Annotated in this window: 32 protein-coding genes; 28 read left to right on the top strand and 4 right to left on the bottom strand. The window is 38.0% G+C overall.

Annotated features, from left to right (window positions below):
- Nucleotides 1-24 precede the first annotated feature (24 nt).
- The 24 genes from J7E63_RS12845 (at nucleotide 25) to J7E63_RS12730 (ending at nucleotide 17348) form a co-directional block, all read left to right on the top strand.
- Nucleotides 25-1572: a phage portal protein gene (locus J7E63_RS12845; protein WP_215012750.1), complete on the top strand. Its 1548-nt coding sequence runs from the start codon at nucleotides 25-27 to the stop codon at nucleotides 1570-1572.
- Entirely contained in the window at nucleotides 1569-2471 is a 903-nt protein-coding gene (locus J7E63_RS12840) for a phage minor head protein (RefSeq protein WP_215012748.1), read from the top strand. Before J7E63_RS12845 ends, J7E63_RS12840 begins: the two co-directional genes overlap by 4 nt.
- A 42-nt stretch (nucleotides 2472-2513) precedes the next feature.
- A complete protein-coding gene (locus J7E63_RS12835; RefSeq protein WP_215012746.1) occupies nucleotides 2514-2687 on the top strand; it encodes a hypothetical protein in 174 nt (57 codons plus the stop codon).
- Nucleotides 2688-2754: 67 nt separating this feature from the next.
- Nucleotides 2755-2952 carry a hypothetical protein gene (locus tag J7E63_RS12830; RefSeq protein ID WP_215012744.1) on the top strand — a complete coding sequence of 66 codons (198 nt, stop codon included), beginning with the start codon at nucleotides 2755-2757 and terminating at the stop codon, nucleotides 2950-2952.
- 21 nt (nucleotides 2953-2973) lie between these two features.
- Nucleotides 2974-4170: an XkdF-like putative serine protease domain-containing protein gene (locus J7E63_RS12825; protein ID WP_215012742.1), complete on the top strand. Its 1197-nt coding sequence runs from the start codon at nucleotides 2974-2976 to the stop codon at nucleotides 4168-4170.
- 21 nt (nucleotides 4171-4191) lie between these two features.
- Nucleotides 4192-5148 (top strand): phage major capsid family protein, encoded by a 957-nt coding sequence (locus J7E63_RS12820; protein WP_215012740.1) that lies wholly within the window; start codon nucleotides 4192-4194, stop codon nucleotides 5146-5148.
- Between the two features lie 69 nt (nucleotides 5149-5217).
- On the top strand, nucleotides 5218-5406 hold the full coding sequence (locus J7E63_RS12815) for a YqbF domain-containing protein (protein WP_215012738.1): 189 nt from the start codon (nucleotides 5218-5220) through the stop codon (nucleotides 5404-5406).
- Nucleotides 5406-5813, top strand: coding sequence for a protein YqbG (yqbG, locus tag J7E63_RS12810; RefSeq protein ID WP_215012736.1), 408 nt, complete (start codon nucleotides 5406-5408; stop codon nucleotides 5811-5813). Before J7E63_RS12815 ends, yqbG begins: the two co-directional genes overlap by 1 nt.
- Complete coding sequence (locus J7E63_RS12805; protein ID WP_215012734.1) at nucleotides 5813-6157, top strand: DUF3599 family protein; 345 nt, start codon at nucleotides 5813-5815, stop codon at nucleotides 6155-6157. The genes yqbG and J7E63_RS12805 overlap by 1 nt, the downstream gene beginning before the upstream one ends.
- On the top strand, nucleotides 6154-6669 hold the full coding sequence (locus tag J7E63_RS12800) for an HK97 gp10 family phage protein (protein ID WP_215012732.1): 516 nt from the start codon (nucleotides 6154-6156) through the stop codon (nucleotides 6667-6669). The genes J7E63_RS12805 and J7E63_RS12800 overlap by 4 nt, the downstream gene beginning before the upstream one ends.
- Nucleotides 6670-7073: 404 nt before the next feature.
- Nucleotides 7074-7244 carry a hypothetical protein gene (locus J7E63_RS12795; RefSeq protein ID WP_215012730.1) on the top strand — a complete coding sequence of 57 codons (171 nt, stop codon included), beginning with the start codon at nucleotides 7074-7076 and terminating at the stop codon, nucleotides 7242-7244.
- A gap of 12 nt (nucleotides 7245-7256) precedes the next feature.
- Entirely contained in the window at nucleotides 7257-7664 is a 408-nt protein-coding gene (locus J7E63_RS12790; RefSeq protein WP_215012728.1) for a phage tail tube protein, read from the top strand.
- A gap of 69 nt (nucleotides 7665-7733) precedes the next feature.
- The gene (locus tag J7E63_RS12785; RefSeq protein ID WP_215012726.1) at nucleotides 7734-8120 is read left to right on the top strand and encodes a hypothetical protein; all 387 of its coding nucleotides are present in this window, start codon (nucleotides 7734-7736) and stop codon (nucleotides 8118-8120) included.
- A 77-nt stretch (nucleotides 8121-8197) separates the two neighbouring features.
- On the top strand, nucleotides 8198-8422 hold the full coding sequence (locus J7E63_RS12780; RefSeq protein WP_215012724.1) for a hypothetical protein: 225 nt from the start codon (nucleotides 8198-8200) through the stop codon (nucleotides 8420-8422).
- A complete protein-coding gene (locus J7E63_RS12775) occupies nucleotides 8422-10947 on the top strand; it encodes a phage tail protein (RefSeq protein WP_215012722.1) in 2526 nt (841 codons plus the stop codon). The genes J7E63_RS12780 and J7E63_RS12775 overlap by 1 nt, the downstream gene beginning before the upstream one ends.
- A complete protein-coding gene (locus J7E63_RS12770) occupies nucleotides 10940-11809 on the top strand; it encodes a phage distal tail protein (RefSeq protein ID WP_215012720.1) in 870 nt (289 codons plus the stop codon). The genes J7E63_RS12775 and J7E63_RS12770 overlap by 8 nt, the downstream gene beginning before the upstream one ends.
- 1 nt (nucleotide 11810) lies before the next feature.
- Nucleotides 11811-13028 carry a siphovirus ReqiPepy6 Gp37-like family protein gene (locus J7E63_RS12765; RefSeq protein ID WP_215012718.1) on the top strand — a complete coding sequence of 406 codons (1218 nt, stop codon included), beginning with the start codon at nucleotides 11811-11813 and terminating at the stop codon, nucleotides 13026-13028.
- Between the two features lie 6 nt (nucleotides 13029-13034).
- Nucleotides 13035-13856 (top strand): hypothetical protein, encoded by an 822-nt coding sequence (locus J7E63_RS12760; protein WP_215012716.1) that lies wholly within the window; start codon nucleotides 13035-13037, stop codon nucleotides 13854-13856.
- An 11-nt stretch (nucleotides 13857-13867) separates the two neighbouring features.
- On the top strand, nucleotides 13868-14140 hold the full coding sequence (locus J7E63_RS12755) for a hypothetical protein (RefSeq protein WP_215012714.1): 273 nt from the start codon (nucleotides 13868-13870) through the stop codon (nucleotides 14138-14140).
- Nucleotides 14141-14281, top strand: coding sequence for an XkdX family protein (locus tag J7E63_RS12750; protein ID WP_215012712.1), 141 nt, complete (start codon nucleotides 14141-14143; stop codon nucleotides 14279-14281).
- Nucleotides 14268-14414 (top strand): hypothetical protein, encoded by a 147-nt coding sequence (locus J7E63_RS12745; protein WP_215012710.1) that lies wholly within the window; start codon nucleotides 14268-14270, stop codon nucleotides 14412-14414. The genes J7E63_RS12750 and J7E63_RS12745 overlap by 14 nt, the downstream gene beginning before the upstream one ends.
- 2 nt (nucleotides 14415-14416) lie before the next feature.
- Nucleotides 14417-14731 (top strand): BppU family phage baseplate upper protein, encoded by a 315-nt coding sequence (locus J7E63_RS12740; RefSeq protein WP_215012707.1) that lies wholly within the window; start codon nucleotides 14417-14419, stop codon nucleotides 14729-14731.
- A gap of 5 nt (nucleotides 14732-14736) precedes the next feature.
- On the top strand, nucleotides 14737-15090 hold the full coding sequence (locus J7E63_RS12735) for a hypothetical protein (protein WP_215012705.1): 354 nt from the start codon (nucleotides 14737-14739) through the stop codon (nucleotides 15088-15090).
- Nucleotides 15090-17348, top strand: coding sequence for a glycoside hydrolase family 55 protein (locus tag J7E63_RS12730; RefSeq protein WP_215012703.1), 2259 nt, complete (start codon nucleotides 15090-15092; stop codon nucleotides 17346-17348). The genes J7E63_RS12735 and J7E63_RS12730 overlap by 1 nt, the downstream gene beginning before the upstream one ends.
- A gap of 932 nt (nucleotides 17349-18280) precedes the next feature.
- Here the strand turns inward: J7E63_RS12730 and J7E63_RS12725 are convergent.
- Both J7E63_RS12725 and J7E63_RS12720 read right to left on the bottom strand, forming a co-directional pair.
- A complete protein-coding gene (locus J7E63_RS12725) occupies nucleotides 18281-18469 on the bottom strand; it encodes a hypothetical protein (protein ID WP_215012701.1) in 189 nt (62 codons plus the stop codon).
- A gap of 384 nt (nucleotides 18470-18853) precedes the next feature.
- Entirely contained in the window at nucleotides 18854-19057 is a 204-nt protein-coding gene (locus J7E63_RS12720; RefSeq protein WP_215012699.1) for a hypothetical protein, read from the bottom strand.
- 232 nt (nucleotides 19058-19289) lie between these two features.
- Here J7E63_RS12720 and J7E63_RS12715 point away from each other — a divergent pair, with 232 nt between their 5' ends.
- The 4 genes from J7E63_RS12715 (at nucleotide 19290) to J7E63_RS12700 (ending at nucleotide 22350) form a co-directional block, all read left to right on the top strand.
- The gene (locus J7E63_RS12715; protein ID WP_215012697.1) at nucleotides 19290-19697 is read left to right on the top strand and encodes a hypothetical protein; all 408 of its coding nucleotides are present in this window, start codon (nucleotides 19290-19292) and stop codon (nucleotides 19695-19697) included.
- A gap of 356 nt (nucleotides 19698-20053) precedes the next feature.
- Nucleotides 20054-20893, top strand: coding sequence for a DUF2971 domain-containing protein (locus tag J7E63_RS12710; protein WP_215012695.1), 840 nt, complete (start codon nucleotides 20054-20056; stop codon nucleotides 20891-20893).
- A 72-nt stretch (nucleotides 20894-20965) separates the two neighbouring features.
- Nucleotides 20966-21337, top strand: coding sequence for a phage holin family protein (locus J7E63_RS12705; RefSeq protein WP_285289933.1), 372 nt, complete (start codon nucleotides 20966-20968; stop codon nucleotides 21335-21337).
- Nucleotides 21337-22350 carry a peptidoglycan-binding protein gene (locus tag J7E63_RS12700; protein ID WP_215012692.1) on the top strand — a complete coding sequence of 338 codons (1014 nt, stop codon included), beginning with the start codon at nucleotides 21337-21339 and terminating at the stop codon, nucleotides 22348-22350. The genes J7E63_RS12705 and J7E63_RS12700 overlap by 1 nt, the downstream gene beginning before the upstream one ends.
- A 44-nt stretch (nucleotides 22351-22394) precedes the next feature.
- Here J7E63_RS12700 and J7E63_RS12695 read toward each other — a convergent pair whose 3' ends face one another.
- Both J7E63_RS12695 and J7E63_RS12690 read right to left on the bottom strand, forming a co-directional pair.
- On the bottom strand, nucleotides 22395-22943 hold the full coding sequence (locus J7E63_RS12695) for a hypothetical protein (protein WP_215012684.1): 549 nt from the start codon (nucleotides 22941-22943) through the stop codon (nucleotides 22395-22397).
- A 31-nt stretch (nucleotides 22944-22974) separates the two neighbouring features.
- On the bottom strand, nucleotides 22975-25578 hold the full coding sequence (locus J7E63_RS12690; RefSeq protein ID WP_215012682.1) for a lipase family alpha/beta hydrolase: 2604 nt from the start codon (nucleotides 25576-25578) through the stop codon (nucleotides 22975-22977).
- Nucleotides 25579-25649 lie beyond the last annotated feature (71 nt).

The following is a 25649-nucleotide window of genomic DNA, read 5'->3' as shown; positions in this document are numbered from 1 at the left end:
AGAAACATTGAAAGGAGGTAAACAATGTCACAGCAAAAAATGAAAGTAAAAGTAGTCAAAGCGGAAGCACCAACCACTACGAGTAAACAGATATACGATGATCCTTTCAAAGGTCAATACAACGGAGAAATCATTGCCCCTCCGTATAATTTAAAAGAGCTCAAACTCATCGGAGAATATTCCACCATCCTGCAGCAATGCATCGAAGCTTATAAGACCAATATCTTTGGTTTTGGCTTTCAGCCACAATACCGTTTTGATTATAATGCCGAATCGACAACGGACGACATGAAGAAAAAAGCGGATGAGGAATGGACGAGGTTGGAAGAGTTCGTCCGATATTTGAATTATGACGAAGAAGCAGAGACGCTTCTAGGATATGCCTTAGATGACCGTGAGAAAATGGGGAACGGATATGTGGAAATCTTGAGAGACTCCCTGCATCGTCCAGCTGGAATGGAATATGTGGACGGACAATATATTCGTATCTGTAAACGGTCGGTTCCTGAAGAAGTGGAGTATAAGATGTTTGAAAACGGGATTCAGAAAACCATCAAGCGCTGGCGCTCGTTTAGGAAATACGTACAAGAAGTGAGCGGCAGCAAAGTGTGGTTTAAGGAATACGGCGACCCACGGATCATGAATTCGACAAACGGGAAGTACGACGACAGCACACCCGAAAATCTCCAGGCAACTGAACTCATCCATTTTAAAATCGGGTCTGGCACTTACGGGGTTCCACGATGGATTGGACATATCGTGAATGTATACGGCACTAGGAAGGCAGAGGAATTAAACTTTCTGTATTTCAAACAGGGAAGGCATACACCTGCTGCTATCATCGTCGAAAACGGTATGCTTTCCGATGATTCGGTATCTCAGCTGCAAGAGTATATGTCCGGAATCGAAGGCGTAGATAATGCCCATAAATTTCTTTTACTCGAGGCAGAAGGACTTCAACAGGAAACATACGAAGGGGACGAAAAGGTAACGCCTGTAAAGGTCCAGATCAAGTCCTTAGCAGAAATCCTGCAGCAAGATGCCTTGTTCCTTGAATATGATACGAAAAGTCGGGACAAACTTCGTTCTGCGTTCCGACTACCGCCTTTGTATACAGGTGAGTCCCAGGACTACAATAAGGCCACGGCGGATACAGCCCGAAAAATTACGGAAGAACAAGTTTTCCGGCCTGAACGAAAAGCATATACAGGGAAGTTGAATACGTTATTTTTAAATGATCTGGATATATTTTCGGTAACCCTATCACTGAAAGGTCCGAACTTCGGAGATCCATTGGAGACCGCGAAGGTGTTAGTCCCTTTTATCACAGCAGGAGCTGCCGCACCAAATGACCTAAGGGATTTACTTGGACAAGTGTTAGGAAAAGACCTTGAGATGTTCACAGAGGAGTATAATGTGCCTCTGCAAATGCTGCTACGGAATACCAATCCGGCGCTTCCGATTGCATTGCAGAAATCGACTACAGTGGATACGATGAATATTTTGAAAACAGAGGACCTGATGAATATCCTAAAAGACCTTAGAGACGTTTTAGAGGAGATGCAATCATGAGTAAGGTTGAACGTCTCCTAAAGTCTTTAAACGCTGTGATCAAAGCCGAGGAAGACGATGAGGATATCACCGATCTTGTGCCTGAGTTTCCTGGTTTAGAAAAGCTGCCCAAGTACATCGAGGATTATGAGAAAAAACTGGCTAAACTTCTGAGGAGTCAGCGGAAATATTTTCTCAACGGTGCAAAAGAGTATGTCCAAAAAGCCATAAACGTGAAAGGTCTACTAGACTATCTTTCTAAGAACCTTTTTGGAAGCGATCCTTTTCTCGAGGATATGGAAAAGCTGACGAAGGATTTTCTGTCGCTGACCATTACAGATCTCACGGCAGAAATCATGGGTGCCATCGATAAGGATGTTGCCTTTAATATCCTGTCCAAGAAAACAACCGATTGGATCGATACGTGGTCAAAGGATTTAGCCGACCTCATGAAGTTAAATACACACGAAGCGCTCGAGGGAGAGTTAAAAAAGGTTATCGAGGCTGGCGGCTCTATCCAAGATGCTGAGATAGCCATTAAGGACCTTCCACAGTTTGACCGGAAACGGGCCCGAACTACGGCGCTAACGGAAATCCTAACAGCTTCAAGCCATAGTCAGTGGGAAGCTTATAAGCAAAGCCCGGCAGTAACCAAAAAGATGTGGAAGCACTCTGGTGCCCGTAAGATTAAACCTCGAAAAGCACACCAGGACATGGACCGAACAGAAGTTGGAGTCGATGACAAATTTGATGTAAACGGGCATGAAGCGGACTATCCGAGAGCTACATCCCTACCTCCAGGTGAAAGAATCAATTGTCACTGTGCAATGGGTCCTGTTGTGGATGAGGATATCTTGGGACTTAGCAAAGAAGAAAAAGAGAAGCTCCGAGAAGAAGCGCTAAAAGAAATGAATGCGTAATTTTTCCATCCTTCACAAATACTACCTCAGAGGTGATGTATTGTGGGAATGGATGAAGTGTCCATGCAGAGATGGTTAAACGAGTCGAAAACTGCTTTTAAGGTTTACCAGGATAAATATCGAGAGACTGGCAGCAGGCAGGATAAATTTGATCTGCTTATCAAATACATGGAGGTCGCAGTCATTCAGGCTAATAAGAATCGATATAAGCTTTAAAGTGGACACCAATTGAGGTGTCTTTTCTTTTGAGTGGAAAGAAGCGATTGAGAGAGGAGTATTTGACGTGGAGAAGAAAGACAAATTTGTTTTGGAACTGGATAGAGAGCCTGCTTTGGTTTTCGTTCAAGAGAGCTTAAAGAGAGGCTTTACCGTTTTCCAAGACGGCAAAGAAGTGAAAGGAATTCGCAATATAAAGATTTATAGCGGATTCGATAGCGCTACGACACATGAAATTGAATTTCTAACGGGAGCAACTAAATAAACTCTGAGGGGAGGTGAACAAATGGCAAGAGAATTGAAAAACGCAAATATTACCCACGTCTCCTATGTGGACAAAGGCGCTAACCAAAAGAAGTTTTTCTTAACCAAATCAGCGTCTACACCAACCTTTCAAAAAGAGGTTAAGATCATCACTAAGGCAGATGATGAACAACAACTAGTATACGGTGTCGTATATGAGCCAGATGTGGAAGATGCTCACGGAGATTCGATGACCATTGATGAAATTGAAAAATCAGCCCATAAATTTCTTAAGGATTTTCGTAACATCGATACGCAGCATGATTTCGAGGCAGGTGCAGGGGAATTAGTAGAGTCCTATATTGCACCCGTTGAAATGGATATCGATGGAGAGATTATTACTAAAGGTTCCTGGGTGATTGTCACCAAGGCGACGGAAGAAATTTGGGAGTCGATTAAAAAAGGTGAATTCACGGGATACTCGATGGCAGGTACTGCGGAAGCAATTGAAAAACAAACAAGTCCTGTAGCTAAATCGGAAGATGAAGTGAAGGGCTTTTTTAATGCCATGAAAGCTTTCTTTTCAGGCGAGAAGATTCAAAAAGGTGCGGTCCGTGATAAGTACGAGGCGAACAAACAGACTCGTGATTTTTGGGCGGCACGTGAGAGCTTTGATTCTGTCATCCGGTCCTACAATTGGCGGACTGATAATTATGAGTTTGAAGCAGATGAAACCAAAGCCCGCGAAGCGCTTCAAGAGTATTCGGATATTCTTCAAGAGATTTTGCTCTCAAACAGTATCGCTAAGGCTTTAGGTAAGCCACCTGAAGAGATCCAGAAAGCGGGCAAAAAGATTTCATCGGCAAGAATGGATAAAATCAATGCTGCTTTTGATGCCTTACAGGAATTAAAAAATGAAGTGGATGAGGAGGAAGTTGACGTGAAAAAAGAAGAACTAATGGAGCTAGTAAAAGAAGCTATGTCTCCAATCACACAAAAACTTGAGAGATTAGAAAAGGACCTAAAAGGTACCGAGGAGAAAGTCGAAAAAACAGGAGAAAAAACAGATGCTGTTTCCGAAGACCTTAAAAAGGAATTAGCGGATGTCATTAAAGCGGCTATGGCTCCCGTGGAGCAACGTTTAGAAACTGTGGAAAAAGCACGCGGTATTTCTAAAGCTCAAGAGCAAGAAGAAATTAAAAAAGAAGAATCTGGTTCCGTTTGGGACGGATTACTTTAATTAAAAGGGGGAATATCCACAATGGCAACTAACCAAACTATTATCGAAAAAGCAGCTATGAAACTATCTGATTTAGCAGCTGGCGGGCAGATGAGCCCAGAACAATTCAATGCATTTTATCGTAAAATTATCGATCAACCAACCATTTTAAGGGATGCCCGTAACGTTCCAATGAAGTCGGATTCCATGAAGGTTGAAAAAATCGGATTTGGTTCTCGTATCCTCCGTAAAGGAACGGAAGGAACAGCCTTAGCTGACGTGGATCGTGCTGTACCAACTACAAGCACTGTCCAATTAAACGCCAAAGAAGTAATCGCCGAGGTAAATATCACCTATGATACATTGGAAAACAACATTGAAGGTGAAGGTCTTAAAAATACTTTAATGGATATGATTGCTGCACGTGCTGCTCTTGATATCGAAGAACTACTCATCAATGGTGATACAACTTCTTCCGATACGTTCTTAGCAGTCCTTAACGGCCTACGTAAAAAGGCAACATCGCACGTGATTGACGGTACGAACTCTGGCGTAGCTTTCAGTAAATCCGTATTCTTAAAAGCCATGAATGCTGTTCCAGCTAAATATCGCCGTAATCCTTCTGAATGGAGGTTCTATTCTTCTTTTGCGAATGAATTAGCATGGAAGGATACCATCGCTTCCCGTCAAACGAATTTAGGTGATACAGCAATCCAAGGTGCTTTAGCGTCCGCTTACGGGGTGCCAGTACAAGGGATTGCTATGCTTCAGGACTATGATTTTGATGGCGGCGGTGCGGGTACTGCTACTGGTTCGGACCTTCTTTTCACACATCCTAAAAATATCATTGCCGGTTTTTCTCGAAACGTTCGAGTGGAAGTGGATAAAGACATCCGTGAACGTAAGTTCATCATTGTTCTTACTGCTAAACTAGATGCTCAGTTTGAAGAAGAGGATGCTGTAGCTAAGTATCAAAAAATCTTAACACCAACATTCTAATATTTAAATACTAAGGGACCTCTTGATGGGGCCCCTTTTTCATATTCTTTAAAAGGAGAGGAAAACTGAATGAAAAAAGCTAAACTGGTTATCGGTGTGGACTATTCCATTGGAGATAAAACCTTTAAGAAAGACCAGCCTGTAGAGATTAATGATGAGCTTTTTGAGTATCTAAAAGATCACCCTCAATTCGAAGTATATGAGGAAGAAGAGGGTAAGGAAGAAAAGCCAAAGAAGGAAAAGAAGGCTGACAAGTAATGCCAAAAATTACGCCTGAAGATGTGAAGGACTATTCTGTATTTGAAAAGGTGAAAAGTCGAGATCCTTTCTTGTTAGAAAAGGATATCATTGAGGCAGAGCAGGAAATTAAATCAATTGTCGGTCACACCTTTGATGGACTGGATGAGGTAGGAGCGCCTCTATATCCTACCTTACCTCCAGAGGTGGAAATCGCTTATTTAAAAATGGCCCAATTTTTTGCGCTGATTAATAGTGATGAGTCCATCACAAAGGGCTACCAGAGCGAAAGAATCGGGGATTACTCCTATACCTTGGCAAGCGGACAAACGGTCCGTAAACCTGACGTGTATGACCTGCTAGCGGCCTATGTTAAACCTGCCGAAATCAAGACCGGCAATACACGGCTAAGAATGAGGTCGATCTAATGAGCTATGCTGATTTATTAACCGATCGTTGCGATATTTTTCATTTGATGGAAAATCAGGAAACAGCAGCATACGGCGTTCCTGGTGAAACGGAATACACCTATCCTGTATCACCGGATCTGCAACAGGTCCTGTGTTTATTTGGTAAAGAGTCACTACAAGTAAATAAAAATGAACCAGGGGTGACAATTGTTCAATCATTCCTGGTTCATTTTTTTGTTGATTCGGGGATCCGTTTTAATGACAAAGTGATATTTAATGGCATCACCTATCGATTAGAAATTCCTAGGAATGTTCGTACCCACCATATCGAGGTCCGAGCCGTAAGGGATGATTCGATATGAGATCAAGGGTAAATCTCACAGGGATGAATCAAGTACTTAATCGGTTAGGGAGATTGTCCAGTCCGGATTTAAAAAGGCAATTCGCTATTTGGTTGGAAGCGTCAGGGTTTGAATTCTTGGATATCGTGCAAGATGAGATTATTAGAATGCAAGCAGTTGATTTTAGAAGATTGCTAAACTCCTTTCAAAAGGGTGACTCTGCCAATGTGTGGACCATCAAAAACGGTGGGTTATCCATAGATATCGGCACGAATGTCAAATATGCAAAACTTGTAAATGATGGACACTGGTTGAACCCTCAAGGGGTAGCAACCCGATGGGTGCCTGGAAACTGGAGCGGGGATCGCTTTGAATACGACCCATCATCTAATACAGGTATGTTGTTAAAACAACAATGGGTGGAAGGCCAACCCTATTGGGACCACGCAGTTGCTATATTTGAAAGAGTGTTTGCAGCATCTTTTGAGAGGAAGTTTAGTCAATGGATACAAAGTGAATTGGGGGGTGGATGATATTGGAACAAATGCTAGGTTCAATTCGAGGATATTTTTATTCGTTGTGGAATGTAAAGGTGTATTCAAAAACCATTCCAAACGATATTGAAACTCCCAGCATGTATTTCCCCCCTCCCTAGCACCTTGGATAGTCTTTATACTAAACAAAGTGATGAAGTAACCTACCTTCTGAATGTAAAATTCTTTCATAAAACATCTTTGGACGCACTCATACAAGCCGAAAAAATAGCGAATAGCATTAGAAAAAACAAACGTTCTATTTTTGTTCTTAATGAGAATGGGACACCTACTTCAGATACAATCGTGTTTGAAAAAATTGATTGTTCCATCGTTGCAGATAATGCAGCCGTAATGAAACTCCAATGGAAAAAAGAGTACTCGTATATTTAGGATGTGAGGATATGTATAAATTTAAAGCCTTAGTTCAATTTTCATACAACGGCATTATGTATAACCCACGAAGAGAAACTTACCAACTCAACGACGACGTGGTGAGTGCATGGGCTAAAGAGAGATTAGTGAAAATTGTTGAAGAAAAACCAAAAAAAAGTAACGGGACAAAGAAAGAATAGGAGGTTTTATAGATGCGCGGTGTTGATATCGTAGTCCAAATTGAAGGGGCAACGCCAGGAACATTTATTACGATTGCAAGCCAAAAAGGGGCCAAGTTTACTGAAGAGGTAGATACAATCGAAACTACTTCAAAAAGTTCCAATGGCTGGAAAGAGTATGATTACGCTTTGTCTGGATGGAAAATTAGCTGTGATGGAGCATACGTCCTGAACGATGCAGCCTATGATAAATTAAAAACAGCGATGAGAAGCAAAACAAAAGTAAAAGTTAAGTGGTCTGAAACCGGAACTAGCGGTGACGTTGAATCAGGGGATGCCCTAGTAACTAGCCGTGAGTTAGACGCACCATATGATGATGCTGTTACCTATTCTTTTGAACTATTAGGGACTGGAGCACCATCAACAACTACAAATCCATAATTTGACTGCCCGCCACTTCATGATGGCGGGTTTTTTGTTGCAAATAATTAAGATGAGGAGTAATCAAAAATGACCTTAAAAACTTATGTTGAAGTTGAATTTGGCGGAAAAGAAAGACTATTAAAATTTGATGTTAACTCTGCTTGCGACTTAGAAGAGCATTTTGGTAAAGGTGTTGCCGCGATTTTGCATGAAGAACAAATTGGTTTTCGCCTGTGTAGAGGATTCTATTGGGCGGGTCTGAAGTGGAAAGAACCGGGATTAACACTCCAACGGGTAGGGTTAATGCTGAATAAAGAAGTTCAGGAAAATGAAAAATCAATTGTTGATTTAATGGAACCAATTATGAACGCGTTAAAAAAATCAAGGCTACTATCCCCACCTAAAAATTCGGAGGAATTTGAAGAGGAAGAAATTGATCAAAACGAGGATGAAAGCGAAGAGGACCCAAACTAAAGAAGGGTTTAGATTGGGACCTCATAAAACAAGTTGCTTACGGTCCACTTAATTTAAACCCCGAAGAGTTAGGTAAGTTGACGTACGGTGAATTTTTGGACCTACTAGATGGCTACAAGTGGAGAGAACGTAGGGAACTAGGAGCATTAGCTCAACATGCAGCCTGGGTGATGTCTCCGCATTACAAAGATCCTATTGATCCAAATAATTTATTAAAACCAAAAACAGAAAAGAAAATGGTTACAAAAGAAGAAAAAGAAAGAGTGACAAGAGAAATTGAGGAGCGACTGGGGGTGAGATAATGGCAACCATGGCTGAAATGATGATTGAAATCGGCATAGATCCAAGTGAGTTAGATCGGGGGGCCAGGCAAGCACAAAACGATATGAGAAGTATCGGAACCTCTGCGGCCACCTTAGCTGATAACATGGACACTAGTATGGCAGATATTAGGCGTCAATGGCGGGGCATGAGTGAAGAAATGAGACAAGCTCACCGGCAAAATGCAGCCGCATTAGCACCATTTAGAGCAGAACAGCAACAAATACAATATGAGTTCTTCCGAATGGCTCAAGGGATGGGTGAATACCAAGGATCCACAGAAGAGTTTATGGCGCAATTAACCGAGATGGGGAATCGCAATCGTACAGTTAATAATAATATGATGGCAAGCAATAATATGGCTCGTATGGGATTTATCCAAGGTATTGCGACTATGTTAGCAGCCTCCACTCAATCCAGCAGAATATCTGCAAACTTTGACCGTATGAGAAATCCTCTCTATAGGGTAAACAACGGCTTGCTGACTGTAAGTGGGGGGCTTGAAAGAATGGCTGCTCGAGGGCAACCAGCAGTTTTAGCGTTGCGAATGCTAGGGCCGACAGCAAGTATGCAAGCCTTAAATAATATGACGATGATGATTACTGCTGGACTGATGAGGATGAACATGGTAGCTCTTTTCGGGGCAGCATCGAGTGCTATATTATTTTCAAAGTTAGCATCCTCTGCTTACGAGGCAGTACCATCTTTTAAGCAAGCAGCAGATCAAATGAAAGCGTCATTAGGTAAAGCGTTTGAGCCAATGGTACAAGCCTTTGCAGCTGTCGTCACCCCAATTATGAAAGTAATTACAGCCATTGCAAATATGGCAATTAAATTTAACGAAGCACACCCATTCCTTGCTAAATTAATCCAGGGCTTTTTAATGATTATACCGTTATTAATTCTAATTTTGTCCCCGCTCGCGATAGGGATTGGACTATTCGCAGGACTTCAAGCAGCCTTTGCATCTGTTTGGATGTTAATTGCTCCGTTGGTTACGGGCCTTGCTGCTATGAGCGGTACGGTTTTAATAGTTGCAGCAGTAATTGTGGCGCTTGTTGCGGTAGGAATACTACTCTACAAGAATTGGGATACGATTAAAGCGAAAGCCATCGCTATCTGGGGTGCGATCAAAACCTTCTTTGTTAATTTGTGGTCCAGCATAATGACGGGAGTCCAAACTGCATGGTCGTCCATTAAAGAATTTATTGTCAGATGGTGGGATGAAATTTTGGCATTCATTACGGGTCCAATCGGTATGTTAGTCTATTTGATCGCCCATAACTGGGAGACCATTAAAGCGACAACGATGAACGTATGGAACTCTATCAAAGGTTTTTTCGCTTCTCTGTGGGAAGGGATTAAAAATATATTCTTTACGGTTATCGAATTTATTGTGACCTTTATTCAATCCAAATTCGGTTTCATCATTACCGGGTTTCAAACGATTTTCACAAATGTGGTTTCTATCATCAAGAATTATTGGAACATCATCAAAAACATTTTTATGGGTGCTATTTTAATTATTACGGACATCATAACCGGAGATTTTGGCAACATAAAAAGTCATATTGGGCAAATTATGGGTAACATTAGAGGCTCAATTGCTTCAATTTGGAACTCGATAAAGACCATTTTTACCACATATGTGGGCATGATTCAGCAGGTCGTATCAAATGGATTTAACAAGGTCAAAAACGGTGCTATCACCACTGTGAACGCATTAAAAAACGGGGTCATAAACGGATGGAATGCGTTAAAATCCGGTGTACTATCGGCAGTAAACGCCCTCAAGAATGGTGTAGTAAACGGGTTTAATGGCGCCGCCAATTTAGCCAAGTCAGTCGTAAACGGGTTGAAAACGGGGATTCCTGCAGCATGGCAAGCCATTAAAAACGGGGCTGTCAATGCTGTGATTGGGCTAAAAAATAGTGTGTCTACATGGTTTAATTCCATGAAGTCTTCCGTAAGTACGACTATGACCAATACAAAAACAGCGATAAGCAATGGGTGGGCCCAAGCAAAAGGGTTTTTAAGTAGCATCAACCTAGAGTCCATCGGAAAAAACATTATTCAGGGATTAATTAGCGGAATAAAATCTATGGCAGGAGCCGTCGGGCAGGCAATTAAAAATGTAGCAGAGGGTATTAAAGGCAAAATCAAAGGTGCTTTGGGCATCCACTCACCATCTCGATGGATGAGAGATATGATTGGGAAAAACATCTCTTTAGGAATGGCTGTCGGGATCGAAGCAGAGAGTGGAAGCGTAATGGATTCCTTAAACGCATTAACGGCGGATACTCAAAAAATAGCTACCTTGGGAATTGAATCTCCAGAACTACCTTCATTATCGAACCAATTTATTAACCAAAAAAAGGTGACGGATACAGGGTATGGGGATTCTCGTCGTGGAGATGTAAACGTAAACGTGTATCCAAAGGAAGCATCAATTGATGAAACAAAAGTTTTAAGAGCATTCCAAAGAGCGGTGATACTGCATGGTTAAAGAAACGATTACCTGGATTGATCCTAACGGAGTGGAATACGTCCTAACTCAAGGCGAAAGATATGACATCTTAAATGGAGTAAAAGGCTTCTATATGCCTCCCATTGAGGTAATTGAGGAGGAGGTTCCGTTTCAAGCAGGCAGTAGGTTACGCGCAGTTAAAGTCAAGTCAAGAGACATAGATGTCCCATTAAAGATTAGTGCTCCAGATGAAGTGGAATTACTCTATGCAATGAGAAGGTTGCTCCAAATTTTCAATCCCTTAAAAGGGAATGGGAAATTTCGTGTATCAGCAGTAGACGGTAGTCAAAGGGAACTGTCGTGTCTGTATTTAGGTGGTTTGGAATTAGAAGAAAGTGATCAAACTAAAGGGAAAACATGGTTGAAAGCGATTAGTGTTTTTAAAGCTTTCGACCCCTACTGGTACGACTCAAACTCGATCGTTCAAACATTTAAAATAAATGAAGCGCCTGGCACATTTTTTCCAATCTTCCCACTCCGCTTATCATCGTCTACGGTGTTTGCAGATATTAGTATTGATAACAGCGGCGATGTAGAAACATGGCCCGAATGGATCATTACGGGACCAGGTGAAAACATCGTCTTGCGAAATATGTCCACAGGGGATGTCATGAACCTAGAAACATCTATAGGTGTGGGTGAAACCATTATCATCGACACAAAGCCCTACGCTAAGACTGTAACAAAAAATGATGGGGCTAACCTTTTCTACACCTTAACCGATGAAAGCTCTCTATGGTCCATACAGGAAGGTGAAAACAGTATTCAGCTCGAAATGGCAAATGCGACAACCGAATCAAGCATCCAATTAACCTATCGTAATCGGTATTGGGGGCCTTAAGATGTATACCATTTATATACGAGATTCCAATTTTAAAAGAATCGGAGAAATAACCGATTATAATAAGCTGGAGCTCCTACCACGATTTAATGCGCTTGGTTCGTTTGTTTTAGACTTGCCGACAGATTGCGCAGCAAGTCGTGAACTAATTAAAAATAAGGCTGGCATCATCGTCAAAAAAGACGGTCAACCCATCTTTTCAGGAACCGTTTCAAGTCGAAAGCGCTCGTTTAGTAAAAATGCGGACACCATGACCTTGGCTGGGAAAGATGATATGGCTTATCTTGCAAAACGACTAGCATATCCCGTCCCATCTGCTGATTTTTATTTGTCGGATTATGACGTAAGAACAGGAAAAGCAGAAACGATCATGAAACAGTTTGTGGATATGAATGCTGGCCCTAGCGCTCCAATTGTAAGCCGAAAAGTTTTTGCTTTAGAAGTCGATAAGGGTTTGGGGAATACCGTGACTGGACGGGGAAGGTTTCATACTCTTTTGGACTTATTAACCTCTATCGCCTTAACTGGAGGAGGATTAGGTTTTCGAGTGGTACAGGTGGATGATTCTTTGCAGTTTCAAGTTTATCAACCTAGCGACAAAACACGTTCAGCTTTTTTTAGTCCACTACTCGGTAATCTGGCATCCTTCGAATATAGCAATGATAACCCAGAAGCGAATCTAGTCATCGTAGGCGGCGGAGGAGAAGGCAAAGACCGAATCATTAGGTATAAGCAGGATAACACGTCAATCGTAAAATATGGACGATGTGAGACCTTTATTGACAAGCGAGATACATCGGACGTAACCGAGTTAGATCAATCGATAGACGAAGAACTAATAAATAATGCCGAACAAAATAGTTTTAGCTTTCTGCCGATTGATACACCTCAATTGGCTTTTAATCGTGACTATGGTCTTGGAGATAAAGTTTCCATCGTCCTTACACAGCCAAATGAAATCGTGACAAAAGAAACACTAAATTATTTTATATCTTTTTATCAAACAGCATCAGAGGAAACGGTCCGGATCCGTAAAATACAAGAAAAATTAGATGTGATACAGGATGTTGTCAGGGAAGTAAAAATATCCATTACACCTGATGGCGACAGCATCGCGCCTGTGGTGGGTACATCTGATTCCAATAACAATGCCATTTTAGGCATATTTAATAAAATGAAAAAAATCACGAGACGATTAAGCAATTTAGAAAGGAGATGATAAAAAATGACACAAAGCTCTTATCCTTTTGCGAATAGTCCAATTTTAGATGCTAGCCAGTGGTCGAAAATGGCACAGAATTGGCTAGAAACAGGCATTATCAAAGGGAACCTAAACGAATTACTGGTGTATGCAGACAGCACAGGCATGCAAGTCAAAGCAAAGTCGGGGCAAGCATGGATAAAAGGTCACTTTTTTGAATCCGATGTAGAGGAAGTTTTAGCCATTAGCACGGCAGATTCCACTAATCCACGAATTGACCGAGTAATTGTAAGGCTTGATTGGGCAGAAAATACCATTCAATTAGCAGTATTACAAGGGGTCCCGGCGGTTTCTCCATCGGCTCCTGCACTCACTCAAAATACAAGTCGGTGGGAAATATCCCTTGCTCAAGTTCGAGTGAATGCGAATGTATCCACTATTACTGCAGGAAACATAACAGACGAGCGAGCCTTTACACGAGCTCAAGCGGTGCTATGGTCAGGTGCCAGTTATGTAGGGGCAGGATCAACTATTCCACCAACTAAAAAGCTTTCAAATTGCCGTAATGGATGGATCTTAGTATGGAGTGATTATGATCCAAGTATTGGGTCTAATGATTATAACTACTATGAGACATTCATCGCAAAAGCCACAGGGACGCTATTTAACGGAAAAGAGCATTCCATTCTTATTTCCGGAGGGGTAACCGCAACTTCTGCTAATGTGACGGGGAAATCGATTACTATATTTGACGATAAAATCACAGGTACCAGTTTCAATGAACCTTTACCCGAAAACACAAATAATTCTAGTGATGTATGTTTGCGATATGTCATTGAAGTGTAGGAGGAATCCGAGTGAAAATTTTTATTACTGCAAATGCAGATGGGCGAATTATTCAATATGGCAGCACAAAAAGCAATGAAACCGATATAGAAATTGAAGTTTCAGACAATCATGAAGTCATTAGAAATCCATTCGTTTATAAACTGGTGGAGGGTGAATTAGTCAAAGATGAAGCTTATCAGCAAGAATTAATCGAGTACAAAGATAGACTAACCCCACTCGAACAGACACAAAAAGACCAGGCGGAATTAACTTTCCTGCTTATGATGTCGGGGGTGTTGTAAATGGATTGGTACGGATTAATTAAACGGTATTATGATGGTGGTTATTGGACAAAAGAACAAGTCGCTCAGGCTGTTATTCTTGGAAAAATCACTGCAGATCAATACCTAGAAATCACTGGAGAACCATATGAACAAGGTTGAAATCGAACCGAGATTTAACAAAGTTGAGGTTCAGCCTTATGTAAATAAGGTTGATGTAGAAGTAATAAGGATTCATACCGATTATTATTTTATGACCTATTCCCAAACCACTCCTGAACACAAGGAGGTATGAAAATGACGGTTATTTTGAAACAGAATGATACAAAAGTAAACATCAAAGCGACTTTATCCAACGAATCGGGACCTGTAGATTTAACAGGCTGTACGGTTCGTTTTTTGATGTCAAAACGCAGGGTTATTAAAATAGATCGGGAAGCTCTGATTCAAGATGCAGCAAACGGGGTCGCTTGGTTCGTCTTTGAACAACCTGACACATCGGAGCCAGGAACTTTCCAAGCGGAATTTGAAGTGACGTTTCCGGATGCAAGGGTAGAGACGTTTCCGAACGCAGGATATATTTTGATTGATATTCAATCAGATTTGGGGTGATTTTTGTGGCTGGAGAAGATAAAGACTTAAAAAGGGCAAAAGATAAGATTGCTCCACAGTTTTTTGATGAAACAATAGGTGACTGGGTTTTAGCGCAGGGCTCTGATGGAGCGGCATACTTTAGAGCTCGAGGAACAATTGCGATGGAAGCTTGGACTGATACGGCGCCAATTACAACTTTTCCTAGCAATCGATACGGTTTTTCAATTGTCAATGATGGGACTGCAGATCTAAACTTTACCATCAATGATCAAACAAGAAAGGTAAAGCCAGGAGAAGGATATAGTGCTTTATTTGAAGCCTTTACATCGGTAACGATTGCAGCTACTACTGCCTATCGTGCGGAGGTGCTGCGTTAATGCCGTGGGGAATAAAGACACCAGATTTAAAAAATAACCCGTTATATTTAGAGCCCAGGGTGACAGCTGCTGAGTCGGAGTTGGCACAAATTGCGACGTCAGTTAAAGCTTTTGGAGCAAAAGGTGACGGTGCTTCAATTGATTCAACAGCTATTATAAATACTCTAAATTCTGCATCCACTGGTACTATTAAAAAAGTAAAAATTCCAGACGGTATATATAAAATCGACCAAACTATTATTATTCCAAGAGGAGTTCATCTAGAATTAGGTCAAAACACTGTTATAAAAGCAACAACAGGTAACTTTAATATTTTTCAGTTAAGACCAGAAGCAAGATTAAGTGGAGGAACAGTTGATTTACAAGATATTACCTTTACAAAAGCAGTTTTTTATCTTGATGCAGCAGATATATTTCAATTCTACGGACAAACGCACACGATTTCAGATATGAATATCTTGAATAAAGTTCCGTCTACAGCAGGTGCTTTTACTGGAACAGGGATATTATGTGAAGCTAAAACGGCAGGTGCTTTTATTGATAACGTCAAATTCAACAATTTAACATTCATCAACTTTGATAAAGTCATCCATTTACGCGTGGACCCTGTATTAGATACTTTATACGCATCAAATAACAGTAATATGGCATGGGTAAATGCAAACTACTTTTTCCAAATTACAGCACAAAATTTCAAGTACGGTATTTACTTGGAGGGTAAAGGTGGAGTTCCTAGGGACGTTGCAGGAAATATGTTTGATCAATGCCAATTCCAAGCGGAAGCAACGACGGAAGCAATCGTTTATTGTGAATCGGCTTATAATACATTTAATATTTTTATGTGGGATATTCACAAAATGAACGACAGTAAGCCTGCCGTTAATTTCACACAAGGTTCAAAATTCAATCGAATATATACTGCTATGTCATTAGAAATAACAGAGTCGTGGTCAGATAAAGGATACATGAATGAAATAGGCAGCGCAGGCAACTATGTAACAAATCAACGTACCTTAGCTAATCGTATTTCAACACCATATAAAGGACAGTTTAACGGGAATCAAGATGATTATTTAATTAATGGAGATAAACGGGGTTATACTGTAACCCAAACAATGGGAACACCCAACACAGGAACATTGACAGATATTTTTCTACCTGATACAGAACAGGGTGCAACGTGGGATATGACAGGAACAGATTATGACAACCCTATTCAAATAGTGATTGACTGCACCACTGACCCAGCCATATATGCTCAATTTATTGGTACTATTCATCCTTGGGGCGCTATGCCTAAAGGATTAAAAATTGAGGGGTGGACGGGTACACAATGGTTGTGGCTACACGAAATAAAAGGGAATACTTCGAATGATTTCTTAATTTCTCCACCATACTCTACCGTGGATTTTCTTTATAAAATAAGAATCTCTTTTTACGGGGCAGTAGCAACAAATAATAAGGTAACAATTAGTAGAGTTGTGGCAATTTCATCAAAAAATTTAGGGAAAGCATATATTCCTCAGTTTACCAATAAAATCCCAATGGTAGATGCAAATGGAGTAGTGCGGAATATCACCTTGAATACTGATGGTACTTGGAGTAATAGTGGTGTAGTGGCTCCAGATATGCCGCCAGTTATGCCAAATGATAAAACAATGATTGGTGAGCAAGATGATATTTTACTAAATGCTACTAAACGATTTACGGTTACAAATTTAGGTGCAGCTATTACAAGTGGTTCACTTCCGTGGATGTTTAGTTTACGAAAAGAACAAAAGTGTTCATGGACAAATCCTACTTTAGCCGCCCCTGCTATTATAGAAATTGATTGCAGTTCAAAGCCATTGTCATTTGTTGAGAGTATCGGTCTTGGATTCGCTTGGGGTGAAACTCCTCAGAATATAAAAATTGAATGGGTTACTACTTCAGGTGGTTCATACGTTCAAAAATATCTTGGTTCTGCTTTAAATCAATCAGTTGTCCATATTGCAGCCAGAACAGGCAGCGTGTACAAACTTAAATTCACCATTTGGGGAGCCAATAATGCTAATACCTTGGTGAGGTGTAACCGTATTTTTGCTACTTGTGCAGATGATTACCCTAAATCTTTCGTAAATACAGAATCAGACAATACTATGTTCGGTGATTTAATCATTGGGGATTCAACTAAGGGACTTCAATTAAAATCACCTGACGGTAGTTATTGGAAAGCAAGTATAAGTAATACTGGTACTATAACTTGGACTAAACAATAGTTTGCAAATTTGATAAAGTATAATTCACATTTGGAAGAAACTGCGCAATAGTGTGTATAAGTAGATAATATTGTGTATTGATAAATAACGATGTATAATGGACAATATTACCATCAGTATTTGGAGGTGGTAATACTGCCTACATCCAGACACAACATATCACTTGAAGATGATGTATATAGGGATTTCGTCAAACTGGCAGAGAAAAAAGGAATTAAAATTTCCACATGGATTAATCAGCAAATGAAACAATTCATCGAAGAAGAAAAACTGCTGGAGGAGATCCGGAAGAAGCGCTCATGAAGATGGGTGCTTTTTTATGCAAAAAAATACGCTCTACAAGAGAACGTATTAAATTGAAAACAGTCCTACTTTTTAAAGAATAGATATGTTCCAATTATAATTATAGACATTATGAAAAACACAACGTTTACAATTGATTTAGGTTCTTTTTGTTGGTTTTTCAAGGTTTCCACCCCCAATCTATTTAAGGTAGTAATATTATATGAGGAAAATCTTAATATGAATGGGACAAGAGTAGTGTCATTTGTGAAAAATCTGAGTCGTATAAATGACGCTTTAAGAAAGTGCTTGTGTAAATGAATACTATAATTTATTGAGGTGCTGTATATTATGAAGGGTTGTCTTAGATGGCAATGGGCAAACACTGAGTAATAGAAAAGTATTTATGTCGCACTTGTATTTGTTACTCTCCATAAATGGCTATAAGTGTTGATATATCAACGTTTATGGATACATTGAACATGAGGAACAAAGTACGTCGTAACTGTGTGTAAGAAGCGCACATAATTTGGGTGCTTTTTTAATTAAAAAGAGCCGATATTCATCCTTCTGCAGGGTCTACTCTGCATCGGACACTATCAGCTCCAGCAAAATTATAACATAATAATGTTAAAAGCGAATTGTTTGTTTTAGCAATTCTGTGATTTATTAAATATGGATTCTTCAATGTTATGAGCAAATTCCAGTATCTTTTCGTCCCTATCTGGTACCTTAGCTGAAGAATTGAGAAGAGCACAGATTGATAATGAATCATTTATAAATTCAGTCCAAAGAGTAGGGATTTCTTCAATTGAAACATTATGGTTATAATTTTTCATAAAATCCTCCAGAAAATAAATACTATCGTGTCCATTAGCATATCCAAGTTTTAGGGGTTTATTTACGACGCATTTGTATTTACTCCTCATGATGTTATAAGGGCATTCTTTGATTTTCAATGGTTCAATATTAAGAAGATATCCGTAGCTGACTGTAAGTACTACGGATATCTTTAAGTGAGCTAGAGTGAGCGTCTTCCAAACCTCACCCTAAACACTAATATTAACTAGGTTATCGAGTCTTATTCATAAAAAAGTAGGTTACGACACACTTTTATTTACGACTCTCTATAAATACCTACAAATGTAGATATATCAATACTTTTGGATAAATTGAACACAGGAAGAAACTGCGTCGTAATCTAGGCAAAAAAACACCGCATTTCAGCGGCGTTTCTTAATTTCAATTTGTCTAATAACTGATAATGGAAAAATGTATTCTGATCCATAAGTAGTTTCGACATGAACAAGTTTATTTTCCCGGTCAAATTCCACTATAAAACAAAGAAGATTTTCTAACTCTTGCTCACCGTTTAAAACATAAGAAATTACTATTTGTTGATCATTTTCAATTAGTTTATCAATCACTAATAGCACCTCCAATGAATTATATTCAGTGGATTATTTAATTATGTACTCAAGGTAAAGGGCTGTTTTTCAGTCCTCTCTTTTATGTGGATAGGTTGCATACAAGATTAATTGGATGAAACTATGACAATAAAATTCAAGAAACTTAGAAAAAAATTCAAAAAGGACCCTTTTTATTAGATTTATTTTGTAAAATAAATTAAGAAACTGATCTAAAGGGGATATTTAGCATATGAACTTTAATTTAACTTGGGCAGAGTGGTTATCTATCGTTTCTGTTGTAATTGCACTACTAGCTTTAGTGGTTAATTTTTCAAAGTTTTTCACTGATTTAGTTGAACGGAGAGAAAAAAGAAAAAAAGAAGAAATTGAGAGACAAAAAGCAAGAATAGTTGTCACTTATATCGACGGTTCATTAATATTTGAAAATAAAGGATTAGCTGATGCTTATATTAAAAACATTATGATAGGTGGAAAGGGATGGGAAGAAATTGTTGATAAGCCTTGTCCTTCTCTAATTAACTCCGAACAGACCAAAATGTATGACTTTAATTTTTCTGGTATTATGGAAATTGAATATGCTGATGATTATTCAAGAAGTCACTTAGGGACAACAATAACAAAGGAATATGAGTTGTAATTTTAGTATTGAACATTTGGAGAAAACTTAGACACAACCTTAATGAACAAAGTATATAAAAAGAAAACGTTTTCATTTATACTTAAGCGAACAAACCAATAAGGGAGTTGTTCATTATGGTATATTCTGAAGAGGGTAGTTTCTTAAAAGGTCTTTTGTTTTGGACAAGTTTGAGTATACCGTTATGGATTTCTTTCTTTGGCTGGTTAAAAATGATTATTCACATTTTGAGTTAAGTCCTCCATGAGGGCTTTTTATTTTGAAGTTAAGTGATTTTATGCGAAGAGTAAAATTGACGATTGGCATGATATACTTTAATAGGTTTAACTTTTCATATATGAAAGGATGACTTATTAATGTTAAATAATTTTAATCCCGACCAATATCTTTATCATTTTACAACGTATACAACTGCACTTGAACATATATTGACCAGCCGAACCTTAAGATTTAGTCCGTTTAGTAAAACGAATGATCCAAGAGAAAGTAAGCATTGGAACTTTACATTAATACTCTCATCAGATGACAATTTAGATAACCAAGCTGTTTATAATTTACAGAGTGAAATAAATAAATTACTAAAGAATAATACTAAATTACTTTGTTTTACTAGGGATAACATATTACAAACAGACGCCTTAAGTTTTATTCGGGGGAGAGGTTTTGCGCATCCCCGAATGTGGGCCCAATATGCAGGTAACCATACAGGTATTTGTTTAGTTTTTGATAAATACAAACTAAATAAAATAATTAAAAATAATTTTCATGACAAAGGAACCGTATACCATAATAATGTTTCATACGGTCAATTCTCAGAAAATCTAATCAGTGCTTTCTATTTAAATTATGATGATATTAAAAAAGATGGAATCGAAGAATGTGCTAAAAATCATCTTAATTTGTATAATAACGAATTATTCTTCTCAAAAACACCCGACTGGAAAGACGAATGGGAGTATCGATATGTTGTGTTTTCAAATCAGCAAAATGAATATGAAAATGTAAAATATGAAGATGCTTTAGAAAGAATTATTCTAGGTGCTGACTTCCCTAGGGTCTATGAAACATTAATTGTAGAGTATTGTAAGAAATATAATATTTCTGCAAGCAAGATGTTTTGGAATAATGGAGGATCTGGTTCAGTCGGAATTTATAACCATGAATCTGGCATAAGCAAAATTTCTAGTCCTTTTTAATGTTTAATAATTTTAATACAAGAGTCCTATTAGGGCTCTTTTTATTTTGTTCAATTTAAATCGAGAGGAATGATGTTAATGGATTTTCACTTACTTGAATTTCTACCAAAGATCATTGTAACAATGCTACTTTTTTATTTCCTTGTTAAAGTTTTAGATTTTGTTTCTGGCCTGTTGAAAACGTGGAAGGGGGTTGTAAAGTATCAATCTCGTATTATGCGTGACGGTATTATCAGATGGATTGGCGAGTTAGTGGGGATTGTTTTTGTTCTGGCCATTGATTTTGTATTAGGACTCAATTTTTATTTAACTGGATTTACCCTGGCACTTTTTATATACAAAGAAGGTGGCAGCATCGTTGAAAATTTGAAGGCTATTGAGGTTATTCTTCCAAAAGAAGTGAGCGAAAAATTAAAAAGTTTTGATAAGGGAGAGGATAAGTAATGGCATATGCTTTTGAAAAATTACCTCAGTTGGTTGACATGAGAAAAGGACTCAAAGAAACAGGAGAATACAAAAATTATGGAGTGCCATCCAAGACTATCCGGGTGTGGCATCATTCTTTAACAAAGAAGGATTTATCCGGATCATCAGCTGAAGCATTTGCTAATTATCATGTGAGCCTTGGCTGGCCGGGAGTGGGATATCACTTTATCATTGAGCCAAAGAATTTGGTCAAAGGTGTAGATGGAAAGGGCCGAGCCAGAATCGTGTGGGCTCATGATCCAGGAGTCAGCTCCTATCATGTAGGAAACAGCAACAGGTTTTCACTGGGAATCTGTGTGGCGGGTGATTACAGATCAGAAAAGCTGGATGAGGCCACTTTGAAATCCATCTCTGAGCTTCATTTCGCTCTTGTTAAGGATGGCATTGGAAAAGAGGACAAGTCTCACAGAGAAATGCCTGGATACAGCTGGAAAGAATGTTGTATGTATGATTATCATGCTGCTACTGCCTACAAAGATCCTGCACCAGTGACAGCAAATCCGATTCCAGATCCACTGCCAGGAATGTACACAATCCAAGAAGGTGACACTTTCTGGAGCATTGCCGGCCGCGATGGGGCTCAGGGAGTGATAGTTGAGGATCTGATTACAGCAAATCCAGATGTGGATCCGACAAAACTTAAAGTGGGGCAAAAAATAAAATTAGGCAATGCGAAAAATGTATATACTCGCAAACCAGAAGAACCTAAGAAGCCACAAGAGCTTTACAGATTTCCAGTTCCCAATGGAAGCATAAAGCCAGGAAGTAAAGGCAATGAAGTTAAACAGCTGCAAAGAGCATTAAATGCTGTTTATTTTAATTGTGGAAATGTAGACGGGATTTACGGTGATGGAACCGAGGATGCCGTTAAACGTTTCCAAAAGGTTTACCTCCCATATGAAGTCGATGGAGTTTACGGACCAAATACGCGTAAAAAATTACAAGCAGTTCTTAAATCTAAAGGACATTAAAGTTTAAAAGCCCCTGTCTCGGTTGAGATGGGGGCTTTGCAATATTAATTATACTGGATAATGGGAGAAGGTGAATTATTACCTTTTTTTTTATCAATTAAAAATTCTACATTATATTTTTTATAGGCATTTTTCACTGTTTTTTGGAAATCAGCAAGGAGTGATTTAATAATTTGTTCGTCGCTACTTGAATAAACATTAAAAATAATACTTACATTATTTCTTTGTTTTATTCTAATTCTTACATCATCCGGAGAAATATTTATTTTACTTTCGTTCGCTACTCTCACCAGAACCTTTGAAAATTCCTTAAACTCCTTATAGGTTTTATGCCCTTGGAAATCCTGAAGTCTAACTATTGAACTATAAATTAGAGGAATAAGCAATGGCAAGATAGAAAAAAATATTAAAGATGATTTGGTTAAATAAAGAAAAATTAGATTTACGATAAACAGGATTATTGGAGCAAGTAAAATGGTGAATCTGTATAATATGGTAATATCGAAAAAAGCATTTTTTAAATATCCCATTACTAATAGAATAAATATTATACTCAATACACCTATCGTAATAATGTTGACAAGAAGCACCATTTCACCTCCCCAAAACCTAATCCACTATTTATTATTTCGCTATTTTTAGATCCAATCCTCTTATATTCGCATTATTTTTAGTATTAATAATATAAAGTTTAGCTGTGCTTAATACTTTTTCTTGTGGTTTCCAATACCCATCAAGAATATTTTTAATGCCTTTTAAGTTTAATATTAATTTATATGAACCATTGCTCGTCATGTATTCCACATCAAATTTTTCTTTATATAACTTACCCTCGATACCCTTATCTGGATTAATGGAAAAAATTATTTCACCCACAAGGTTTAAATCTTTTACATATTGCTGATCAACATCGAGAACTTTGAAGATAAAGGTATAATATTCGATTTCTGAAGTAACATTAATATGTTCAGATAAACTTTCAAAAGATACATCTAATTCCACATTTTTTACAATTTCAACATTGGATGTGTCACTAAAAATCTCGAATTTGGTACTTCCATTTAGGTTGTTATCATTTAATAATTTGTGATTACCACTTTTATTTAAATGGAATTGATAATTTACACTAGTCAAATTTAGTTTTTTAACAAAAGTTTGAACATCTGAGACAGTAGCAGCACCTTTAACAATCTTTTTAGCTATTAATTCATCAACAAGGAAATTATAACTACTCTGTTTACCAAAAATATCAGTATAGTGGATTTCCATTTCTCTTTCAATACCACTATAAATGACCTGATATCCTGTTACTCCCTCGTTGTTTTGGAAGCTGTACATTGGTGGAGTACGTTCTAAATTGTACAAATTTGCTATACGGCTATAGGTTGGGTCTTCGGATAAATTGACCAAATAAAGTTTGTCATTAAATAAAAATTCTACTTTTGAAGTTATTTTATGAAAGTAGTATAAGATTATTTTCTGTTTCGCTTCACTATAATCATATTCATCTATTGTGAAAAATTCAATTACGTTTTCGCCGTGATTTAACAATAGAAGATCTAAATAAAATATATTGTTTTTTACGGTATACTCTTTTCCATTTATTAATATAAAAGTTTGCTTCGGCTCAAAATCACCTGGAACAACCTTATCTATTTGTAAAATGATTTTATCTGTCCCGATGAAAATATTTTCATTTTCCAAATGAATGATGTTGTCACCAGAGAAATTGATAAAAGTCGATGGTGTTTTAACTTTATCTTCATCTATTGAAATATCGTGTAACTGTAATGTTTGTTCGATTTCACCGTTTTTTGTAATAACAAGTGAGCTCGTATTTGTTTCTTCTTTAAGGACCAGCTCGGCTTGAAGATTAGGGTTAATTTCAAAAGTTTTAAATGCTTGTCTTTTAGTAATTTTTCCATCTTCATACTTATCTAATCTAATGGATGTAAGCCCTTTATCATAAGCGTCAATAACAAGTCCATCAAAGTTTTTTATGTTAGTATCATTAGTTTCATCAAATATTACATAGGTAGTGGAACCAATGTTTTCGACTTGATAATCTTTCTGAATTAATGCGCGGATTTCTTCATCAAAGATTGATTCGATATTACCGTAAATGATATTACCTTCATTGTCCCTAATTGAAATATCAACTGGACATGCTACTTTACTTATATACCCACTAAATTTACGATACATTTCACTTTCTAAATCATTAAATACTGCAAAGTTTGGGGTAAAATCATTCTCGAGAATAATATCCATTACTAAATTAATAATATCTGGATTAAATGTCATACCAACGTGAGAGGCTTTATTTACAAAATACGGATAATAATTTTGCCTATCATGTAAATCTGAATAAGCACTTAATAATGGTACTGTTCCATCACCCTCATCATAACTTACATATGGTTCTTTCCTCGAATTTTCACAAATTATTTTAATAGTAGGTTTTCCTGTTCCAATTACCTCATGTAATTCAATGTGAGAAGGTACTTCTTTTTTCAATAACTCATAGTATTCGGAAAATACCCCTTCATAGCTATGGTTTTCCACAAATTTCTCTTGTAAAACACCTTGAAAAAAATCATCAAATTTATCATAGTAGCTGTCATTAAGAAAAAAAGGAACGCAATTCATTGATTTTAATTTATTTAAAAATTCCTCGTTAGGAAGCAATTGGTAAACACTTGGGAAATGTAATGATATTTCTTTTGAGGCTTTTTTGTCTATAAATTTTAGATACTTATCTGGAACTTGTGATCCGTATAAAAGGGTTTTAACAGCATCCATTGACCCTTTCCACGGAGTACCTAATGTTATTAATTTTTTTACCTTTTCTAATTCAGGGTCCCCTTCATGTTCAATTAAACAGATTTTAGCGATAATGCCTCCCATGCTATGGGCAACAATATGAACTTCATCCACATTCATGGAAGCGATTTTACTTTTTAGTAGATTACTATGCTCAAGGTTGTTTAGGCGCCAATCATATACAAACTCTTCAACAATATCAAATTTTAATTTTAATACAGCTTTTAAAGGTTGGTAAGTTGAAAGCATATGAGAGGGTTCAACAGAATTTGTAATTGGTGTTAAACTCTGAATATAATGCTCTTGAGATCCATAATGTAAAGGCCAAATCTTTTTTCCTTCTTTTTTTAATACACTTCCCATCGTTCCGTGGATAATAATAACGCCAATTCTTTTCTCAATCAAAACATTTTCCCCCTAAATATAGCAGGGGCCAGTCCTAGACAAATCTATTTAATATATGATAGATTAATAGT

The sequence above is a fragment of the Bacillus sp. ISL-75 genome (genome assembly GCF_018613095.1).
This window is presented reverse-complemented; position numbering and strand designations above follow the sequence as displayed.

What these genes read in the sequence shown, in the direction of transcription:
- J7E63_RS12740 (WP_215012707.1), top strand. Translation starts at nt 14,417, where the DNA reads ATGACGGTTATTTTGAAACAGAATGATACAAAAGTAAACATCAAAGCG.
- J7E63_RS12815 (WP_215012738.1), top strand. Translation starts at nt 5,218, where the DNA reads ATGAAAAAAGCTAAACTGGTTATCGGTGTGGACTATTCCATTGGAGAT.
- J7E63_RS12795 (WP_215012730.1), top strand. Translation starts at nt 7,074, where the DNA reads ATGTATAAATTTAAAGCCTTAGTTCAATTTTCATACAACGGCATTATG.
- J7E63_RS12840 (WP_215012748.1), top strand. Translation starts at nt 1,569, where the DNA reads ATGAGTAAGGTTGAACGTCTCCTAAAGTCTTTAAACGCTGTGATCAAA.
- J7E63_RS12805 (WP_215012734.1), top strand. Translation starts at nt 5,813, where the DNA reads ATGAGCTATGCTGATTTATTAACCGATCGTTGCGATATTTTTCATTTG.
- J7E63_RS12775 (WP_215012722.1), top strand. Translation starts at nt 8,422, where the DNA reads ATGGCAACCATGGCTGAAATGATGATTGAAATCGGCATAGATCCAAGT.
- J7E63_RS12790 (WP_215012728.1), top strand. Translation starts at nt 7,257, where the DNA reads ATGCGCGGTGTTGATATCGTAGTCCAAATTGAAGGGGCAACGCCAGGA.
- J7E63_RS12770 (WP_215012720.1), top strand. Translation starts at nt 10,940, where the DNA reads ATGGTTAAAGAAACGATTACCTGGATTGATCCTAACGGAGTGGAATAC.
- J7E63_RS12845 (WP_215012750.1), top strand. Translation starts at nt 25, where the DNA reads ATGTCACAGCAAAAAATGAAAGTAAAAGTAGTCAAAGCGGAAGCACCA.
- J7E63_RS12760 (WP_215012716.1), top strand. Translation starts at nt 13,035, where the DNA reads ATGACACAAAGCTCTTATCCTTTTGCGAATAGTCCAATTTTAGATGCT.
- yqbG (WP_215012736.1), top strand. Translation starts at nt 5,406, where the DNA reads ATGCCAAAAATTACGCCTGAAGATGTGAAGGACTATTCTGTATTTGAA.
- J7E63_RS12745 (WP_215012710.1), top strand. Translation starts at nt 14,268, where the DNA reads ATGAACAAGGTTGAAATCGAACCGAGATTTAACAAAGTTGAGGTTCAG.
- J7E63_RS12700 (WP_215012692.1), top strand. Translation starts at nt 21,337, where the DNA reads ATGGCATATGCTTTTGAAAAATTACCTCAGTTGGTTGACATGAGAAAA.
- J7E63_RS12730 (WP_215012703.1), top strand. Translation starts at nt 15,090, where the DNA reads ATGCCGTGGGGAATAAAGACACCAGATTTAAAAAATAACCCGTTATAT.
- J7E63_RS12710 (WP_215012695.1), top strand. Translation starts at nt 20,054, where the DNA reads ATGTTAAATAATTTTAATCCCGACCAATATCTTTATCATTTTACAACG.
- J7E63_RS12765 (WP_215012718.1), top strand. Translation starts at nt 11,811, where the DNA reads ATGTATACCATTTATATACGAGATTCCAATTTTAAAAGAATCGGAGAA.
- J7E63_RS12820 (WP_215012740.1), top strand. Translation starts at nt 4,192, where the DNA reads ATGGCAACTAACCAAACTATTATCGAAAAAGCAGCTATGAAACTATCT.
- J7E63_RS12800 (WP_215012732.1), top strand. Translation starts at nt 6,154, where the DNA reads ATGAGATCAAGGGTAAATCTCACAGGGATGAATCAAGTACTTAATCGG.
- J7E63_RS12695 (WP_215012684.1), bottom strand. Translation starts at nt 22,943, where the DNA reads ATGGTGCTTCTTGTCAACATTATTACGATAGGTGTATTGAGTATAATA.
- J7E63_RS12750 (WP_215012712.1), top strand. Translation starts at nt 14,141, where the DNA reads ATGGATTGGTACGGATTAATTAAACGGTATTATGATGGTGGTTATTGG.
- J7E63_RS12725 (WP_215012701.1), bottom strand. Translation starts at nt 18,469, where the DNA reads ATGAAAAATTATAACCATAATGTTTCAATTGAAGAAATCCCTACTCTT.
- J7E63_RS12715 (WP_215012697.1), top strand. Translation starts at nt 19,290, where the DNA reads ATGAACTTTAATTTAACTTGGGCAGAGTGGTTATCTATCGTTTCTGTT.
- J7E63_RS12705 (WP_285289933.1), top strand. Translation starts at nt 20,966, where the DNA reads ATGTTAATGGATTTTCACTTACTTGAATTTCTACCAAAGATCATTGTA.
- J7E63_RS12825 (WP_215012742.1), top strand. Translation starts at nt 2,974, where the DNA reads ATGGCAAGAGAATTGAAAAACGCAAATATTACCCACGTCTCCTATGTG.
- J7E63_RS12785 (WP_215012726.1), top strand. Translation starts at nt 7,734, where the DNA reads ATGACCTTAAAAACTTATGTTGAAGTTGAATTTGGCGGAAAAGAAAGA.